Origin of the sequence: Streptomyces sp. NPDC019443 (assembly GCF_044389785.1) — a bacterium.
In the GTDB taxonomy this organism is placed as follows: domain Bacteria; phylum Actinomycetota; class Actinomycetes; order Streptomycetales; family Streptomycetaceae; genus Streptomyces.
Genome location: NZ_JBIRYJ010000003.1, coordinates 567,502 through 585,803, shown reverse-complemented (window position 1 = coordinate 585,803; position 18,302 = coordinate 567,502). Strand labels below are relative to the sequence as shown.

Here is an 18,302-nt window from a genome sequence, read left to right as displayed (position 1 = left end):
TGTGACCGTCATCGCCCCATGGCCCGGCAGATCGCTGCCCCTCTATGATCACCGACGCGGCCGGCAGGGGCCTACGTGGTCATCGGATCCATCTGGCCCGGTTCCCGGGTGGGCACGCTCATCGGCAGAGGGAGAGTCCATGGAATGGGTGGCGGGATGTGGCATGGTCCTGGGCTTGCTGGCGATCGCGCTGGGCACGGCGTCGATACGCACCGGATGGACGCTGCCCTGGGTCCGCCGGCGCGTCACCCGGCCGCGGATCCACGGACTCGGAGCCTTGCTGGTGGGCGCTCCCTGCGTGATGCAGGGCCTGTTCTACTTCCGAATCGTGCCAAGCCCGTCCTGGGAGATCCGCTTCTTTGCGACGAACGCCCTCACGTTCTCTGGGCTGATCCTCATCGGAGCCGCTCATGTGCTGACCACGCGCCGTAGAAGTTGACCGATGTCCCTTCATCCGGCCGCCGAGCGCTCCAGATCATGTCCGCCGGGTCACGTGACTGAAGCACGATCAGGCAGAGTCGCGATCTTCGATTGGCGGGAGCCGACCGGCCGCTCGACCGATATCACCCCGACAGGGGACGCCGGCCGACGCCCGCCAGTTCATTGAGAGGGCCGTCGGTCAGCGTGGCGCGCTGATCGATCGCCACCGGCAGCCGCGCCACGGTGGAGGGCTCGATGAGACCGGCCTGCCCCAGGACCGATGCCTGATCCCAGTAGATGTGCTCGCTCGCGATCAGGATGCCGTCGAACGACACGACCGCTACGACCGCGATGCTTATCGTCCTCCCCGTCGGGGCCACGCCGGGGAGGATCCAGGGGACTTCAATGTCATGGGTGAACGAGGCCAGCATCTCCTCGACGATGCGGTCGTCGCCGGTGGTCCGGGTCAGGGTCTCAAGCGTGAAGTCCCGTGGATTGCGGCCGATGAACCAGCGGCGGTAGAAGTCGTGCACGGGTCCCCTGCCGCGGGCGCCCATGGCAGTAGGCACATGGAGCACCGCTGGTGCGTCCGTCATGGTCTCCATCGTCGCGTCGACGTCGAGTGTGGTGAACTCGCTGCTGGTGTGGAGCTCCCACGCGCGCTCCAGCTGCGAGCGGACGGTGTCGGTCGTCATGGAAAGGCCTCCTCGGGCTTCCATCCCCAAGCGGTGATCAGTCCGGGTGAGAGTTCGGCGCATTCGGGCGAGTCGAGAGAACGGATGGCCGCGTCGATCGTCGCTTCTTCGACCAGCCCGGTGTCCACGAGGGTTGTCCTCGCCCGGTCCCAAGTTTCCGCCCAGAAGCGGCTGATGGGGCTGCCGGGCAGTAGGGGAGGTACATGGATCTCGGCCGCGACGGAGGTGAGACCGGCGTCGCGCAGCAGCCGTGGATACTGCGGCACCCAGGCGACGTCGGTGCCGATGGTGTTTCGCAGCCCTTGCCACATCGCTCGCATGACCTCGGTGTACGGGGTGCTGGGGGCGCCTGCCGTCGTCAGGTCGACGGCGTCGCCGAGAACCAGCACACCGCCAGGGGCCACCAGTTCGCAGAGCTTGGTGATCATGCGCCGGTAGGAGGGCAGATGCATGAGGACGAACCGCGCGTGGACCAGGCGGAACCGGCCCGGGTCGAAGTCCGGCGCGCTGATGTCGGCCTCCAGTATCCGGAGCCCGGCAGTGGGGGACGCCGTGAGGAAGCGTACGTCGCGGTCGACGGCGAGCACGGAAGCGACCCCGGCCCGTCTCAGCAACTGCCTTGCGACTGTGCCGGTGCCCGCGCCCACGTCCAGGCAGTGCCAGCCTGGGCCGGCTCCCAGCTCGCTGAGCCGGGCCAGGGTGGTGGCGTCATAGGTGAGCCCGCCAAGGTCGATGCGCTCGGCCTCGCCGCTCCGCTCAGGCCTGAATACCGTTTCTCCGTAGCCCCTGCGGGACGGAAACCGAGTACCTTCATGGTGGGGTAGAGGCATGTACGCGTCACCGCCTTACCTCGGGGCGTCGCGCGAGCACCGTGCTGCCGGGCCGGGGGCAGAGGGCAGCCGCCGACTCGTACTCCTTCATTATGACCGTCAAGGCCGGTCGCTTCCTGTCGCGCCCGGCCCGATGCCAATCGGCCGGACAACGGCGGGGCTGGGCAGAGCGGGCCCAGGCCGTAGAAAGCGGTGCCAGGGGAGCAGTCGAGACAATGGCACCCTCCAGCTCGCTATGCGCGTCCAAGTCCCCCTCGAACCAGGCCGGTTCGGCCTCGATCGATATTGCCGACGTCATGGCCGTGGCCGGAGATGTGCGCGCTGTCCGTCGTGGTCGAAGATGTTCGGGGCTCTCCGCCGGACCGCCGTGAGCCCCGAAGGCGTGGGGAATCACGGTGGAGGACTCGGCCGCCTGGCCGGCCTCGACCATGATCGTGCCGAGTGACGGATCCAGCCGGACAAGCCCGGCCGGAGTCCTACCGGATGCCCCTCACCCGCGGGCGCGATCTTAGGTTCGCGCGCTGAGAGCTGCACCCGGTTCCACATGCGATACGATACGTCTCGTCTTATCTTTCCCTCGCGCAGGAGGAGCATCATGGAACGCTTCATCGACGCAGCACCCGGTGTACGCCTCTGGATGGAAGACCGTGGTGCCGCCGACGCATCTCCGCTGCTGCTGATCATGGGTGCGCAAGCACCCGGCCTGGGCTGGCCGGACGAACTGGTGGACATGCTCGCCTCCCGCCATCGCGTGATCCGCTACGACCACCGCGACACCGGCCGCTCCACCTGGGCGTTCGACCAGCGGCCCTATCCCCTCATCGAACTCGCGGAAGACGCGCTCAAGGTGCTGGACGGCTTCGACGTCCAACGCGCCCACATAGTGGGCATGTCACTGGGCGGAGTGCTCGCGCAACTCCTCATCGCCGACCATCCCGACCGGTTGCTCAGTGCGACCCTGATTGGCACGAGCGCGCTCAGCGCCGTCCCGTACGTCCAGCCGGACGGAACCCGGACCCCGCCCGAGGAGCTCCCCGGTATCGCGCCGCGCCTGTTGGAGATGTGGTCCCGCCCGGTGACGGACCTCGGCCTGGAAGCAGAGTTGGAACGGCGGGTCGAGCACTGGCGGGTCCTGGGTGGCGATCAGCTTCCCTTCGACGCCGAGTACGCCCGCGCCCTGGAGCGGAAGGTCATCGAGCACACCGGGCACTACGCCACCAGCACCGCGCATGCCCGCGCCGACGCCTCCGACATGGACCGCACCGAGCAACTCGCCCGGACCACGGTGCCCACCCTCGTCATCTCCGCTCCCGCCGAACCGGTCTCTCCGCCGCCGCATCCCCACCACCTCGCCCAGGCGATCCACGGCGCCCGCATCGTCGATATCCCAGGCATGGGGCACGCACTCCCACGTGAGGTGCACACGCCGCTCGCCACCGCAATCCTGGACCACACCACCAAACGCTGATGCGCAGGGATTGACACATGCGCTCCCGGCTTCACCAGGCCCTGACCATCGACACGTCAAGGCCCAGGTCGTATGCTGCCGCAAGATTCCAAGTTGCCCCGAAAGGATTCGAACAGCAGGCCCGGCAGGGAAGTCCACGCGTGATACGCGCGGTGCACAGGTGCCGACTCGAAGGCAGGCGGGGAAGGGCGTTAGTTAGGTGCGGTTCGCGGTACTTGGACCGATCAGCGCGTGGCGTGGCACGGAAGAGATCGAGCTCGGCCCGCCGAAGCAGCGGGCGGTGCTTGCCGCGTTGCTGCTGGCAGAGGGCGCCCAGGTGTCCGCCGGCGCACTGGTCGACGCCGTATGGGGGAGCGCCGTACCCGCCTCCGCGGTGTCCACGCTGCGCGGCTACGTCCACCGGCTGCGGCAGTTACTGGAGCCGGGTGTCGACAAGGCGTCGTCGGTGATTCAGTCCGTCGGCGACGGCTACCGTGTGCATACGACGCCGGACGAACTGGACCTGGGAGCCTTCCGGCGCTTTCTCGCGCAGGCTGAGCAAGCCCGCAGAGCCGGGAACGTCAAGGACATGGCGGGGCACCTCCGTGACGCGCTCGCGCTCTGGCGGGGACCGGCGCTGGCCGGCCTCCGGGGCGAGTACGCCGAGAACCAGCGACAGCGGCTCAGTGAGTTGCAGCTGTCCGCGATGGCGGCGCGTCTGACGGCCGAACTGGAGCTGGGTGCCCACGCGGAGATCACCGGGGAGCTGACAGATCAGGTCGCCGATCACCCCCTGGACGAGCGGTTCCGGAATATGCTGATGCTCGCCCTGTACCGGTCCGGCAGGCAGGCAGCGGCTCTCGACACCTACCGGGAGGCGCAGGCACTGCTCGCGGACGAACTCGGCGTCGATCCGGGCCCGGAGCTCCAGGCCATGTACCAGCGGGTGCTGCGAGCCGACCCGGGACTTTTGGGCCCTGCCGCCCCGGCCGAGCACGCTGCCGTGTCCCTCCTCTCTCCCAAGGGTGAACTTGCCGTCCCGGCACAGCTGCCCGCGGACCTGGCCGTGTTTGTCGGCCGGGAGACCCAGCTGGCTGAGGCGACCCGCCTGGTCCCGGGTGGCACGGTAGTGATCAGCGCCATCGCGGGCATGGCCGGCGTCGGGAAGACGGTCTTCGCGGTCCACTGGGCGCGGCAGATCGCCCACCTCTTTCCCGACGGTCAGATCTGCCTCGATCTGCGCGGCTTCGATCCCGACGGAGTCCCGGTCCCGCCGGAACGTGCGCTGCGCACGGTCCTCGAGTCGCTCGGTGTCCCGCCGCAGAGCCTTCCGCGGGACCCGTCCGTGCTGGCGGCCCACTATCGCACCCTGATCGCTGACCGGCAGATCCTGCTGTTGCTGGACAACGCCCGCGACGCCGAACAGGTACGACCGCTGCTACCCGGGGCGCCCGGCTCACTGGTTATCATCACCAGCCGGAACCGGCTGGCCGGGCTGATCGCCAAGGATGGTGCGTTGCCTCTCCATCTCGACGTGCTCTCCCCGGCCGAGGCCCGTGACCTGCTCGCCCGCCGCTTGGGGCACCGGCGCGTCGCGGCGGAGCCGGAGGCGGTAGACGAGATCATCGAGCTGTGCGCCCGGCTGCCGCTGGCACTGGCGGTCACAGCGGCTCGTGCCGCCGTCCAGCCCGCCTTTCCCCTCGCGGCCGTGGTCGACGAACTGTGCGACAGCCGGGGCAGACTGGACGCCTTCAGCGACTTGGACGCCGCCGTCGACGTACGGGCCGTTTTCTCCTGGTCGTACCACGCGCTGACCCCGGACGCCGCCCGGCTGTTCCGCCTGCTTGCCGTGCATCCCGGGCCCGACATCTCCCTCCGCGCCGCCGCAAGCCTGGCCGGGCTCTCCGTCCAGCAAGTCCGGCGGCTGCTCGCCGAGCTGACTCAGGCACACCTGGTGGACGAGCGCACCCCGGGCCGCTTCGCCTCCCATGACCTGCTGCGCGCGTACGCCGGCGAGCTGGCCGAGACCGTCGACGATCCGGAGGAACTGCGGGCGACCCGTCACCGGATATACGACCATTATCTGTACAGTGCGGTCGCGGCGGGGGAGCCAGCGTTCTTCATCAGGCACCGGATCGCACTCACCCCGCTGTCCCCGGAAGTGTGCCCCGAGGAGTTCACCGGCTCCAAACAGCGAGCCTCGGCCTGGTTCGCCGCCGAACAACCGGTACTGCTCGCGGTCGTACATCAGGCCGAAGCCACCAGGTTCGACCAACACACCTGGCAACTCGCTTGGGCCATCGAGCACTACCTCGGCAGGCACGGCCAATGGCGCGAACTTGAGAGCGCCCTCCTCATGGCAATGGCAGCGGCCCGACGGCTCGCCGACCCAACCGCCGAGGCCCACGTCCTGCGCGGTCTCGCGCAGGCCCAAAAATATGCCGGGGAGACCAAGTATGCGCGGACGCGCCTCGAGCGGGCCATTGAGCTGTTCGGCAGAGCCGGGGAGAAGACCGCCCTCGCCGAGACCCACCGTCAGCTCAGCGTCGTACTGGAGCAACAAGGTGATTTCGAAGCAGCCCTGCACAACCAGAAGCTGTGCCTGCAACTACTCCCCAACACTCCAGACAATGACAAGCTGCGAACCTGGGCGCGTAACGGGGTCGGCTGGTACAACGCTTTGCTGGGCCGCTACGAGGAGGCAATCCACCACGGCCAGACCGCACTGGCCCTCGCCCAAGAACAAGGTGACGACTACGGCGCGGTCCACATTTTCCACACCATCGGCTACGCCCAGCACCACCTAGGTCAGTACGCCGAGGCTGCCGACTGCTTCGAGCACGCCCTGGAACTCATCCGAAGGGTGGGCGGCCTTCCCTGGGCAGAAGCCACGACCCTCATGCACCTGGGCGACACCTGGCTGAGTCTCGCCCACCCGGACGCGGCGCGCACCGCGTGGACCAATGGTCTTCACATCCTGGAAAAGCTCAGGCATTCCGACGCCGAACTCCTCCGCGCGAGGTTGCGTGAGCTCGACAAGCCGAGCGGTCCCGCCAGAAGCCATACTCACGGCGTATAGCCAGGGGCTGTCAAACGATTGGCTGGGACTGTAAATCGTTCGGCCCTGTCTCTCATTCGGTGGTGACGGAGAGCGAAGCCGGTGTCGTTGACATTGCGTGCTGGATTTCAACGAGCTTGTGAGCATGGTGTTTTCGGGATTGTCACCGCTGGTCATCGAGGACGTGACCGACGGCGGTGACCGGATCCTGGTGCGGGCGCGGCCGCCGCAGCGGGCGGCCGCCTGTCCGGTCTGCGGGGCGCGCTCGGGAGTCGTGCATGGTTATCACGTGCGGACCGTGGCCGATGCGCCGGTGGACGGCCGACTGCTATCAGCTTGGGCAGTGCGCATGTCGCGTCATACCGCCCTGCGGACCCTGCTGCGTATTCCTTTGCCCAGGCCACGGGTGCCGCGTGTGATCGGTGTCGATGATTTCGCCCTGCGTCGGCGCCACCGCTAGGCCACGGTTGTGATCGACGCCGAGACCCACGAAGGGATCGACGTGCTGCCCGACCGCAAGGCCGAGACCCTCGAAACGTGGCTGCGAGAGCACCCCGGCGTCGAGATTGCGTGCCGCGACGGCTCCGCCTCCTATGCGGGAGCGATCCGTGAGGGTGCCCCGGATGCGGTGCAGGTCAGCGACCGATGGCAGTGCGCCATGAGGCGCCTTGTCGTATCCCCGACTCAGTCGGGGGGAATTTGGAGGGAGATTCTCGGGTCTGATGGCTTACCCAATCCGGAAACGGTGATGGGGACCAGAGCATGCCAGGAAATCGATGACCGGGCTCAGGTATCAGAGACGGGGTATCGAGGGACCCGCGTGACACGGTGAAAGCTGAATTGCCTGAACCCAAATCTCCAGGAGACTGAAGGTCGAGTCCGCCGGAAAGATACCTGTAACCGGCGCCGCGCTCTGCGACGGCTTTGTGAAATAGTCGATGCAACCTCCGGGGTGCGGAGCGATGCCCAACGAGGGCATTCAAGGGGATGAGTTGGGCACCTACATCACGCTAGGACGTACGACAAGGACGAACATGGGATCGCCTACGGGAGGAGATCTTCCTATGGCGACGGAGGCCCCGTAGTAGTCGCCGGAGTCACGACCGGCCAAGGAGGACGGGAAAGCCGTCCGCATCGGGCGAAGGGGGCCAGGTGATCGGAACGGCAAGAAGCCCGTCCCGGCACCCACGGAGTAATCACTGGAAAGCGACGTGCGGTGAAAGTCGCATGCGTCGTTTGGGCTGGGGGCCGTTGGAAAAGGACCTGCTCAGCAGGCACCTCGCCGACGGCCCACCAGTACCCTGTGGCATGGCCTCGCGCGAGCGGCGGAGAAGGTGGTGGCGGCCCACAGCGGCTGCTGGGCGAAAGCCGGTCCCAAAAGGCGGGAGCTGACCCGCGAACGCACCACCCTGGAACGCTGGCACGCCGTCCACGACCTGATCGACAACGGGGTGGGCCTGCTGGACTGCGCCCGTCGGCTGAACCTGGCGTTGAACACGGTCAAGCGGTACGCCCGCGCACCCGAGCCGGACTGGTTGCGCCGCCCGCCCCAGTACCGTGCCTGCCTGGGCGACCCCTACCGTGACCACCTGCCCCGGCGCCGCACCGAGAAGCCCGGCGTGCCCGTCAAGCACCTCTTCGAGGAGATCCGGGCGCTCGGCTACACCGGCAGCCTCAACCTGCTCCACAAGTACCTCAACCAGGGCCGCCACGAGAGCGACCGGATCATGCCCTCCCCGCGCCGCCTCACAGCTTGGATCACGAGCCGCCCCGAAAACCTGCCCGCCAAGCGCAGCGCAGACCTGGATGAACTCCTCGCCGCCTGACCCGAGATGACCGCTCTGGCCCGGCTCGTGCACGACTTCGCCCAGCTCATGGGGGAACGCCGAGGAGACGACCTCAATGCCTGGATCCCCGACGTGCGCGCGGCCCAGCTGCACGAGCTGGCGCCCTTCCTCACCGGCCTCGAGCAGGACCACGATGCGGCCGTGGCCGGTCTGACCCTTCCGTACGGCAACGGCCCCACCGAGGGTGTCAACACCAAGACGAAGCTGATAGCACGGCAGATGTACGGACGGGCAGGGTTCACGCTCCTGCGCCACCGCATCCTCCTCGGATAACAGCACGCTCCGTCACCACCGAATGAGAGACAGGGCCGTCTACTCGACAGGCCCGGTCAGCTCAGCCTCCAGCGGTCGCTGAGCCTTCGTCGTGGAGGGGGTCGGCGAGGTAGTGCTGGATGGTGGGGGTGAGGAGGTCGGTGACGGTGTCGGCGGGGAGGGTGGCGATGTCGCCGACCTGCCAGATGTAGCGGTTCATGACCATGCCGACGATCTGGGTGGCGATGAGGCTGGCGCGCAGGGTGCGTTCGGTGTCGGGCAGGCTGTGGGAGACGACGGCCAGGACGAGTTCGGAGAACAACTGCCGCAGGCGGTGCATGGCGGCGGGTTCCTGGGCGGCGGTGAGGATGATGGAACGCAGGATCTCGGCGGAGGTGGGGTCTTCCCACAGGCGCAGGGTGGCCTGCACGAACGCGCGTCCGCGCTGGTGTATGGGCTGTTCGGCGGCGGCCGCCACGGCTGCGCCGAACGCCTCGGGGGGTTGCATGACCGCTTCCAGTAGCCCGGTCTTGGTGCGGAAGTAGTAGTGCACCAGGCCGGGGTCGACGCCGGCGTCCTGGGCGACCGACCGCAGTGAGGTCGCGGCGTAGCCGCGGGTTGCGAAGGATCTGCGGGCAGCGGCGATGATCTTGTCCGCCTGCTCTCCGCGTTCTCCCCGGGGGCCTCGCCCAGTCACACCGCATCACCTTCCGTAACAGGTCAGAGAAGGGACTTCCGTCCACGACAGTTTCATCATACGCTGAAATTAGTTTCCACATGTGAGGAAATTAGGAGCTCGCCATGCGTACGATGAAGAACGAGTGGATCACTGCGTCCGACGGCGTCCGGATCTGCGCCGATGTGTACCTGCCGGAAGGGGACGGGCCGTTCCCGGCTCTGTACGCGGTGGCGCCGTACCAGAAGGACCTGCTGTACCTGCCGGCCGTGCCGATGTTCCGGTTCATCGAGACCGGCCCCCTCGACTACTGGACCGGCCACGGCTATGCCGTCGTGGTCGGTGACCAGCGCGGCACCGGCAGGTCCGAGGGGCAGTTCGAGCTGTTCGGCCCCGCCGAGCAGCGCGACTTCTACGACACCATCGAGTGGATCGCCTCCCGCCCCTGGTCGACCGGCAAAGTGTCGATGATCGGGGAGAGCGCCTACAGCGTGAACCAGTGGCTGGCCGCCGCGCAGCGCCCGCCGCACCTGACCTGCGCGCTGGTCTACAGCGGGTTCACGGACGTCTACCACGACGCGGTCTACCACGGCGGGGTCTACTCCATGGGGTTCCTCAACTTCTGGTCGACCGACAACCTCCGCGCCGGCGCCACGATCGGCGGCGGCACTCCGCCCCGGCCCGGCGGCATCACCGCCGACCTCATCGGCATGACCCTGGACCGGCCCGTCTTCGACGACTGGTGGGAGCAGCGAGCGGTGAAGGTGGAGGACATCGATGTCCCGGTGCTCAACATCGCCTGGTGGTACAGCGTCGGCCTGCACCTGCGCGGTCAGCTCGACGGCTACGAACGGCTGGGGGGCACCGACAAGCGCCTCGTCGTACTCGCCGGCACCGACAGCCACGAGCGCTACTACCAGCCCGATTTCCTCGACACCTACATCCGCCCCTGGTACGACCACTGGCTCAAGGGCGTCGACAACGGCGTTATGGACGGCCCGCAGGTCCGTATCCAGGTCGCCAACTCCGGGCGCCAGCCGCGGGAAGAAGCCGAATGGCCACCCCGGCGCGCCGTGCCGATCACGCTCTACCTGGACCCCGAACCCGCACACGCCGTCCTCTCACTCAACGACGGCAGCCTCGCCACCACCCCACCCATCGGGCCGGCCGGAACGGCGACCGTCTACGACTACCCCAACCCCGAGTGGACGGTGGGCACCACCGTCATCACCGAAGGCATCCCACAGCCCACCCGGGGCATCCTCACCTTCACCACCGCGCCGCTGGAACACGACACCGAGGTCACCGGGAAGATCACCCTGGTGCTGTACGCGGAGTCCGACCAGACCGACACCGACTTCCACGTCAAGATCTCCGAGCAGAAGGCCGTGCCCAAGCTCAAGGAGATCCTCATGCGCAGGATCGCGAAGAACGTACCGCCGCCCTCCGCGATGGTCACCCGCGGCTGGCTGAAGGCCTCCCACCGCACCCATCCGCCCCAGCCGATCGAGCCGGGGACCGTCGTCCGCTACGAGATCGAGGTCTGGCCGACCTCCTATCTCTTCCCCAAGGGCAGCCGCATCCGCCTGGAGATCGCCAACGGCGACTCCCCTGTCGCCGACGGCCTGTTCCACCACTACTACGGCCACCAGGTGGGCCGCGATCTCATTCACCACGACGCCGACCACCCCTCCCACCTCATCCTGCCCGTCATCCGCTGACCTCCACTTCTTCCAACGGAGCAACCATCGTGGCCACCACATCGTCCTCACCGAGACCATCCGCCCGCCGCCTCACCGAAACCCCCGCCCGGGTACTGCGACCGGCCGCCATCGGCATCGCTCTCCTCGTGAACCTCGCGTACGTGCTCGTCCTCACCGACGTCGCCGGGTACGACCTCAGGACTCCCGCTGGGTTCGGCCAACCGGCCCAGTCCATCCTGATCAGCGTGGTGATCGCCGCCTCCGTCGTCCCGGCGCTGCTCGGCTGGGGACTGCTGGAGCTACTGGAACGATTCGTCCCTCGGCGGGCCACCGTCATCTGGGAGGCGCTCACGGCTCTGGTGTTCGTCGCCAGCCTTCCCTACAACGGGGCCGGCGTCACAGCGTCCGACCAGCTCCTGCTGGCCCTGATGCACCTCATCGTCGGAGTCGCGGTGATCCCCGCATTCGTGATCACGTCACTGCGCCGATCCTGACGCCCGGTTCAGGCCATCCGAAGAGCTCGTGGTGCGATCGCCGGCGTCACCAACGACGTCTGCAGCGTCTACCCCATGCTCACCGCCCTTCAACAGGGCCCCCGCGTCCAGGTCGTCGCCGACGCCGGCGTCGGCCTCCTCCCCGCCTGACCCGCCCCACGCGGGCCACCACACCCACCCCGGAGACCGGCATGACCATGGCCTACCTCGCCCAGCCCGACCAGCAGCAGACCCTTGAATGGCTCGACGGCGGGCTGTTCACGATCCTGCTCGACAGCCAGGCCACCGAAGGACAGCTCAGTGTCGGACGGTTCGACATCGCCAAGGGCGAGGCCCCGCCCTTCCACCTCCACACCCGCGAGGACGAGGTGTTCCTCCTCCTCAAGGGCGAGGCACTCGTGTGGGTCGGAGACGAACGCCACGAACTGTCCGAAGGCGGCGTCGTCTACCTGCCCCGCAACATCCCCCATGGCTACCGCATCACGTCCGACCGCGCAGACCTCCTCCTCATGGCCACCCCCGCGGGCATAGAGGAGATGTTCCGGCACGCCGGACGCGACGTCACCACCCCCCGCCCCGACGGGTTCGAGATCACTAAAGACAAGCTCGCCGAAGCCGCCGCCCTGCGCGGCACCCGCATCATCGGACCACCTCGCTGACCATCCGCCCCTCGCCGCGTCCGCTCCCACCCGCCGTCCCGCATCCCCCGCGGGACGGCCCGCCGCTCCGCTCGGCGCGGCGGCGATCCCCGCATTCGTGATCACGTAACTGCGCAGATCCTCAAGTCCGGTTCAGGCCGTCCGAGGACCTCGTGGCGCCCTCCTGGGCACGTCCGGTTCCTCGCCCTCGAGACGGCGTCGAGCGCTTCGTTGTACGTGCCGTCCCGTCGTGCAGAAGGAGCGCGGTATTCCCTGCACACGCCGCGGCCGGCGGTACCCGGACCCGCCGGGGGCAGGTTGCGGCGGGGTCGTCCCCCGGGGGGGTGATCGCGACGCCGCAGGAGGACGCCGACCTACGTCGGCCGTCCGCTGAACCCACCACCGTCCAACCCGAACCCGAGGGAACCGCCATGCCCAATCTCGCCACTCTGCTGACGGGCTCCGCGTCGGTGCACGGTGACCGGATCGCAGTACGGCACGAGACCACCGCGCTGACCTACGCCCAACTGGACGACCTGCAGGCTCCAGAACGCCCTCAAAGGGCCTCCGTGCGTCAGGACAGCCTCGGTACGGACACCACTGCGACGGGTCGCGCCCGCTGCCGAGGGCGGGTGGTCCGTCCGTTTCCCGGAAAGCGGCACCGGAACACCGCATCAGCCCATGCCCAATGCGTAGGGTCCTTGACCGTGGATCGCGCCTCCACGATGCTGTTGTTGCGACACGTGAGATGCGTGCCGTAATAAGCAACGTAATTCCCATGGGTGCGTATCAGTCGAGGAGTGGCCATGACTCACCAGGTCCGTGCTGTCGTCGCGCGAGGGAAAGGCGCCCCCGTCAGCCTGGAAACGATCATCGTGCCTGACCCCGGCCCGGGTGAGGCGCTGGTGAACATCGAGGCCTGCGGGGTCTGCCACACCGATCTGCACTATCGCGAGGGCGGCATCAACGACGACTTCCCCTTCCTGCTCGGCCATGAGGCCGCGGGCCGGGTCGAGGCGGTCGGCGAGGGCGTCACCGAGGTCGCGCCGGGCGACTTTGTCATCCTGAACTGGCGTGCAGTCTGCGGCCAGTGCCGGGCCTGTATGCGAGGGCGGCCCTGGTACTGCTTCAACACCCACAACGCCAAGCAGAAGATGACCCTCGCCGACGGCACCGAACTGTCCCCGGCCCTGGGCATCGGCGCCTTCGCCGAGAAGACGCTCGTGGCGGCCGGGCAGTGCACGAAGGTCGACGAGCGGGCGTCGGCCGCGGTCGCCGGGCTCCTGGGCTGCGGCGTGATGGCGGGCATCGGTGCCGCCATCAACACCGGCGCCGTCGGGCGTGGCGATTCCGTCGCCGTCATCGGCTGCGGCGGCGTGGGTGACGCGGCGATCGCCGGGTCCCGGCTCGCGGGCGCGGCGAAGATCATCGCGGTGGACATCGACGACCGGAAGCTGGCCACCGCGAAGAAGATCGGCGCAACCCACACGGTCAACTCCAAGGAGACCGACCCGGTCGAGGCGGTCCGCGAACTGACCGGCGGCTTCGGTGCGGACGTCGTCATCGAGGCCGTCGGCCGCCCGGAGACGTACAAGCAGGCCTTCTACGCCCGCGACCTCGCCGGGACCGTCGTCCTCGTCGGCGTCCCGACTCCGGAGATGAAGCTCGAGCTTCCGCTGCTGGACGTCTTCGGACGCGGCGGATCGCTCAAGTCGTCCTGGTACGGGGACTGCCTCCCGAGCCGCGACTTCCCGATGCTGATCGACCTCCATCTGCAGGGGCGCCTGGATCTGGATGCGTTCGTAACAGAGACGATCGCGCTCGACGAGGTCGAGAAGGCCTTCGAGCGGATGCATCACGGAGACGTGCTGCGCTCGGTGGTGGTCTTCTGATGGTCGCAAGCATCGACCGACTGGTCACTTCCGGCACCTTCTCCCTGGACGGCGGCACCTGGGACGTCGACAACAACGTGTGGATCGTCGGCGACGACCGAGAAGCGGTCGTCATCGACGCCGCGCACGACGCGGACGCCATCGCGGCCGCGCTCGGGGGCCGGACGCTTCGCGCGATCGTCTGCACACATGCCCACAACGACCACATCGACGCCGCCCCGGCGCTCGCCAGCCGGACCGGCGCTCCGATTCTGCTGCACCCGGACGACCTTCCGTTGTGGAAGCAGACCCACTCCGAGCGGCTGCCCGACGCCGAACTGGCCGACGGGCAGGTCCTGACAGTGGCGGGTGTCGATCTGACGGTGCTGCACACCCCCGGGCACGCCACCGGAGCCGTCTGCCTGTACGCGCCGGCACTGAACGCCCTTTTCAGCGGTGACACGCTCTTCGCGGGCGGGCCGGGGGCGACGGGTCGGTCGTACAGCCACTTCGGCACCATCATCGAGTCGATCCGGGACCGGCTGCTGGCACTGCCGGGCGACACTGTCGTGTACACCGGCCATGGGGATACGACCACCATCGCCGCGGAGGCCCCGCATCTGCAGGAGTGGATCGACCGCGGGTTCTGACCGCCTCGCGGCGGCCTCGGGTCGGCATCTCCTCGGGTCAGCACTCGATGACGTCGACCGCGAGGCCTGCGCGCGAGGTCTCCTTGTACCTGGACACGTCTCTGCCGGAAGCAGATCAGTGAGACAGCCAGGGCCTCGACGCCTACGTGGCCCTCACTCGGCCGGTCACCCGGGCCATGACCGTTTCGGAACGGATCCGTTGCCCGCCGTGAACGGCCGCCCTGCGGACGGTTTGCCGTGCCGGGGCGTGGCTACTTGGTAGCGCGGTCAGGGTCGGGGAGCTCCAGCGGGAAGTGCCGCTCCAGGATCTCCGCCCAGCGGTGCAGAACGACGAAGCCGGGACCATGATCACTCCTTGGTGGGCGGGCCCTGGCGGGGACCACACATGTTGCCCGCTCGTGGCAGCGGACTTTCGGAAGAGGGCCGAGGGCCAACAGCAGCCCGGGCGCCCCTCGGGGAGGGCTCGCCCCTCGGCGCGGCATGGTCTGCACGTCTGGGGGCGGGTCGGGGGCGGCCCGGTGCCGGATGCTCCGGGCCGACCACCTTCCCGTGCGGTTGCGCTCAGGACTTCTGGGCCAGCGCCTTCAGCGCCTTCTCGGCACCGGGGTTGAGCGACACGGGTGCGACCCCCTCCGCCTGGTCGAGTTCGATCTCCGTGGCGGCCGCGTTCACCTTCTCCAGGTCGCTCTTCTTCTCGTAGATCAGGTTGACGATGTCCGCGGCGAGATCCGGGTCGAAGCCCTTCTTCACCAGCAGCACGTTGGGCACCACGATCGTGGGAACGGCCTCCGGCTGCTTGTACACGGACGCTGGGACGGAGCCCTTCTGGTAGACGTCGCCGTACTCCTTTTTCAGGGCCGGAAGCTGCGGCGTCACGTCCAGGAACCGCACCTCCTTCTTGAGGCTCGTGGTGAGGTCGGTGATGCCGCCGCTGGGCAGCCCGCCGGACCAGAACAGCGCGTCGATGGTGCCGTCCTTCATGGCGTCCACGGTCTCCGGGAGGCCGAGGCGGTCGGCCGAGACGTCCTTGGCGGGGTCCAGCCCGGCGGCCTTCAGCAACCGTTTGGCGATCACTTCCGTGCCGGAACCGGGAGCCCCGGTGGAGACTCTCTTGCCCTTCATGTCCTCAAGGGACTCGATGCCCGAGTCGGTCCGGACCAGCACCTGGGTGTAGTTCGGGTAGAGCCGGGTCAGGGCCTCGATCTCCTGGGGGGAGGAGAACGACTCCTTGCCTTCGACGGCGTCGTCGGCGGTGTCAAGCAGAGAGAACGCGATGTCGTACGTGCCCGCCCCGAGGCCCTGGATGTTCTGCACCGATGCGCCGGTGGTGGTGGCGGTGGCCCGGTAGCCGTCGAGGTTGTCGGAGATCAGCTCCGCGAGGCCGCCGCCGATCTGGTAGTAGACGCCTGTGGTGGGGCCGGTCGCGATGGTGAGTCGGCCTCCCTTGCCGCCGCTGGCGGCCGTGTTCTCGGTCTGCTTCCCGCCGCCGCAGGCGGTGGCGGTGGCGGAGAGAGTGACGACGAGGGCGGCGACGGCGAGGCGCACGCTGCGCATTCGGTGCTTCATGACGAGAGCTTTCCTTCCGAGATGGTTTCCACTGGGCGGTCCTCACCGGCAGCGGGGACCGTGTGGGTGTGCTGCCTGCGACGCACCAGGCGGACGCCGACGGCGAGTGCGAGTGCCGCGAAGCCCGCGGTGATCGCTGCGGGTTCGAGGTAGAGGAGGCAGAGTGCGGCGACGGCGCAGAGCGCCCGCACCGCAGGGCCTGCCGGCCCGAACAGCCGGCCCCCGGTGGCCGCGGCCAGCGCGGCGACCGCCACGGCGGAGACCGCGGTGGTCCATACGACGCCCGACAGGCTTCCCTTGCCGAGCAGTTGGGACCCGTTGTCGGTGAGTACGAAAGCGAACGGCACCAGGAACGCGGGGAGGGAGTACTTCCAGGTCGCGACCATGGTGCGCATCGGGTTGCCCCCGGTGATGGCGGCGGAGGCCGCCGCCGCCATCGCCGTCGGCGGGCTCACCTCGGAGAGCACGGCGTAGTAGAAGATGAACATGTACGCCTCGTGGGTGGCGACCCCGAGGGAGAGCAGGGCCGGCGCGATGATCACGGCGGCGATGATGAAGGAGGCGGTGACCGGGACGGCGAGCCCGAGGACGGATACCGAGACCGCCGCGAAGAGCACCGTCAGGACCAGTTCCGTGGTCGCGTTGTCACCGAACACCCCCGCCGCGTCCACGATGACCGAGGCCAGGTTCAGGCCGAGCCCGGTCTGGGAGACGACGGCGACGATGATGCCCGCCGCGGCGCAGGTGGCGACCACCGGGAGCACCGATCTGCTGCCCTCGGCGAGCGCCGCGTACAGCCGCTGCGGAGTCATCCGGTGCCGAGGGTCGAGGAACGACAGCACGAACTGCAGGGCCGTCGCATAGACCACCGCCTTGAACGGGGGCAGTCCCATCGCCATGAAGCCGACGATCATGAAGAGGGGGAGGAAGTGGTAGCCGAACCTGCCCAGCAGCCTCAGCGCCGATGTCCGCTCCTCGGCCACCACGGGCTGCGCGTGGTGCTTGCGGGCGTCGATCTCGACCGCGAGGAGGATGCCCAGGTAGTACAGGAGCGTGGGCACGAGGGCGTACAGCAGGACGGTGAGGTAACTCTCCTTGAGGTACTCGGCGATGATGAACGCCGCGGCGCCCAGGGTGGGCGGGGAGAGGATCGCGCCGATGCCCGCGGCCGCGAGCACGCCGCCGCCCTGCTCCTTGCTGTAGCCGGCCCGGCGCAGCACGGGCCAGGCGACCGACCCGAGGCTGACCGCGGTCGCGGTGCCGGAACCGGAGACCGTGCCGAGCAGGAAACCGGCAGCCGTCACCGTGCGCCCGGGGGCGCTGCGGGAACCGCGGAAGGCAGCGAACGACAGGTCGATGAAGAACTTGCCGGCACCGGAGATGTCGAGGACGGCGCCGAAGATGGTGAACAGGACGATGTAGGTGCCGGCCACATTGAGCGGTACGCCGTAGACGCCGTCGGTACCCATGAAGAAGTGGGCCGCGATGGCGTCGACGTCGAAGCCGCCGTGCGCCAGTGACCAGTCGTACGGGAGCAGCCCGCCGTAGTAGGCGTAGAGCAGGAAGGTGGCGCAGAAGGCGGGAAGGACCCAGCCGGTGGTGCGCCGGCACGCCTCCAGGACCAAAAGGATTATGACGATGCCAACTGCCGTGTCCAGGGCGGTGGGCAGCTGTCGCCGCTCGATGAAGGCGTCGAACTCCAGCAGGGGGTAGATGCACACGGCAAGCGCCGCCGCGGCGAGCAGCCAGTCGATCCACCCGGGATTGTCGTGGCGGACGGCCGTCCTCCCGGCGGCCGTGGTGCGGTCGCCGCGCCGCCACGGGAGCAGCAGCGCGGGTACGCGCACCGTTCCGCGGTGGGTCAGGAAGATCAGTGGCAGCGTCCCGGCAAGGAAGATCGCCAAGTAGTACTGGGTGCCCTTGGCCACCGGGAAGAAAATCGCGTAGAGCGCGAACACCGACAGCGAGGCGCACACGGCGGATACGGCCGCGGACACTCCAGGGGAGAGTTTGCGGGCCGGCCTTTCCTGGTCGAACTCGGCCACCAGTTCCTCGGTTGATCGCTGCCTCGGCTCGGACGGCGCCATTGCCATGCTCATCGGGGCCTCTCCTGGGACTGGGTGCTTCCTCTTGCCCCCAGACCGTGGCAGCCGTT

13 protein-coding genes and 2 pseudogenes are annotated in these 18,302 nt (G+C 68.4%); 10 read left to right on the top strand and 5 right to left on the bottom strand.

Annotated elements, in window-relative coordinates; translation table 11 throughout:
* Nucleotides 1-139 precede the first annotated feature (139 nt).
* Entirely contained in the window at nucleotides 140-439 is a 300-nt protein-coding gene (locus tag ACH492_RS13020) for a hypothetical protein (RefSeq protein ID WP_398985732.1), read from the top strand.
* A 124-nt stretch (nucleotides 440-563) separates the two neighbouring features.
* Here ACH492_RS13020 and ACH492_RS13015 read toward each other — a convergent pair whose 3' ends face one another.
* Entirely contained in the window at nucleotides 564-1,115 is a 552-nt protein-coding gene (locus ACH492_RS13015; RefSeq protein ID WP_398985730.1) for a nuclear transport factor 2 family protein, read from the bottom strand.
* Entirely contained in the window at nucleotides 1,112-1,945 is an 834-nt protein-coding gene (locus ACH492_RS13010; RefSeq protein WP_398985728.1) for a class I SAM-dependent methyltransferase, read from the bottom strand. Before ACH492_RS13010 ends, ACH492_RS13015 begins: the two co-directional genes overlap by 4 nt.
* A gap of 595 nt (nucleotides 1,946-2,540) precedes the next feature.
* On the opposite strand from ACH492_RS13010, the gene ACH492_RS13005 reads away from it, so the two are divergent.
* From ACH492_RS13005 to ACH492_RS12990, 4 genes and pseudogenes are all read left to right on the top strand, one after another.
* On the top strand, nucleotides 2,541-3,413 hold the full coding sequence (locus tag ACH492_RS13005) for an alpha/beta fold hydrolase (RefSeq protein ID WP_398985726.1): 873 nt from the start codon (nucleotides 2,541-2,543) through the stop codon (nucleotides 3,411-3,413).
* A gap of 199 nt (nucleotides 3,414-3,612) precedes the next feature.
* Nucleotides 3,613-6,471, top strand: coding sequence for an AfsR/SARP family transcriptional regulator (locus ACH492_RS13000; protein ID WP_398985724.1), 2,859 nt, complete (start codon nucleotides 3,613-3,615; stop codon nucleotides 6,469-6,471).
* Nucleotides 6,472-6,595: 124 nt separating this feature from the next.
* A pseudogene (locus ACH492_RS12995) lies at nucleotides 6,596-7,099 on the top strand (transposase); the annotation flags it as partial.
* A 652-nt stretch (nucleotides 7,100-7,751) separates the two neighbouring features.
* Nucleotides 7,752-8,570: pseudogene (locus ACH492_RS12990) on the top strand (transposase); the annotation flags it as partial.
* Between the two features lie 61 nt (nucleotides 8,571-8,631).
* Here ACH492_RS12990 and ACH492_RS12985 read toward each other — a convergent pair.
* Nucleotides 8,632-9,246, bottom strand: coding sequence for a TetR family transcriptional regulator (locus ACH492_RS12985; protein WP_398985722.1), 615 nt, complete (start codon nucleotides 9,244-9,246; stop codon nucleotides 8,632-8,634).
* A 104-nt stretch (nucleotides 9,247-9,350) separates the two neighbouring features.
* Between ACH492_RS12985 and ACH492_RS12980 the strand changes: the two genes are divergently transcribed.
* From ACH492_RS12980 to ACH492_RS12960, 5 genes are all read left to right on the top strand, one after another.
* Nucleotides 9,351-10,946, top strand: coding sequence for a CocE/NonD family hydrolase (locus ACH492_RS12980; protein WP_398985720.1), 1,596 nt, complete (start codon nucleotides 9,351-9,353; stop codon nucleotides 10,944-10,946).
* Nucleotides 10,947-10,975: 29 nt separating this feature from the next.
* The gene (locus ACH492_RS12975) at nucleotides 10,976-11,422 is read left to right on the top strand and encodes a DUF6069 family protein (RefSeq protein ID WP_398985718.1); all 447 of its coding nucleotides are present in this window, start codon (nucleotides 10,976-10,978) and stop codon (nucleotides 11,420-11,422) included.
* A 191-nt stretch (nucleotides 11,423-11,613) separates the two neighbouring features.
* The gene (locus ACH492_RS12970; protein ID WP_398985716.1) at nucleotides 11,614-12,081 is read left to right on the top strand and encodes a cupin domain-containing protein; all 468 of its coding nucleotides are present in this window, start codon (nucleotides 11,614-11,616) and stop codon (nucleotides 12,079-12,081) included.
* A gap of 785 nt (nucleotides 12,082-12,866) precedes the next feature.
* Nucleotides 12,867-13,952 (top strand): S-(hydroxymethyl)mycothiol dehydrogenase, encoded by a 1,086-nt coding sequence (locus ACH492_RS12965; protein ID WP_398985714.1) that lies wholly within the window; start codon nucleotides 12,867-12,869, stop codon nucleotides 13,950-13,952.
* A complete protein-coding gene (locus ACH492_RS12960) occupies nucleotides 13,952-14,581 on the top strand; it encodes an MBL fold metallo-hydrolase (RefSeq protein WP_398985712.1) in 630 nt (209 codons plus the stop codon). The genes ACH492_RS12965 and ACH492_RS12960 overlap by 1 nt, the downstream gene beginning before the upstream one ends.
* Nucleotides 14,582-15,142: 561 nt before the next feature.
* Here the strand turns inward: ACH492_RS12960 and ACH492_RS12955 are convergent.
* Both ACH492_RS12955 and ACH492_RS12950 read right to left on the bottom strand, forming a co-directional pair.
* Entirely contained in the window at nucleotides 15,143-16,147 is a 1,005-nt protein-coding gene (locus tag ACH492_RS12955) for a TAXI family TRAP transporter solute-binding subunit (RefSeq protein ID WP_398985710.1), read from the bottom strand.
* Entirely contained in the window at nucleotides 16,144-18,246 is a 2,103-nt protein-coding gene (locus ACH492_RS12950) for a TRAP transporter permease (protein WP_398985708.1), read from the bottom strand. Before ACH492_RS12950 ends, ACH492_RS12955 begins: the two co-directional genes overlap by 4 nt.
* Nucleotides 18,247-18,302: the final 56 nt, after the last annotated feature.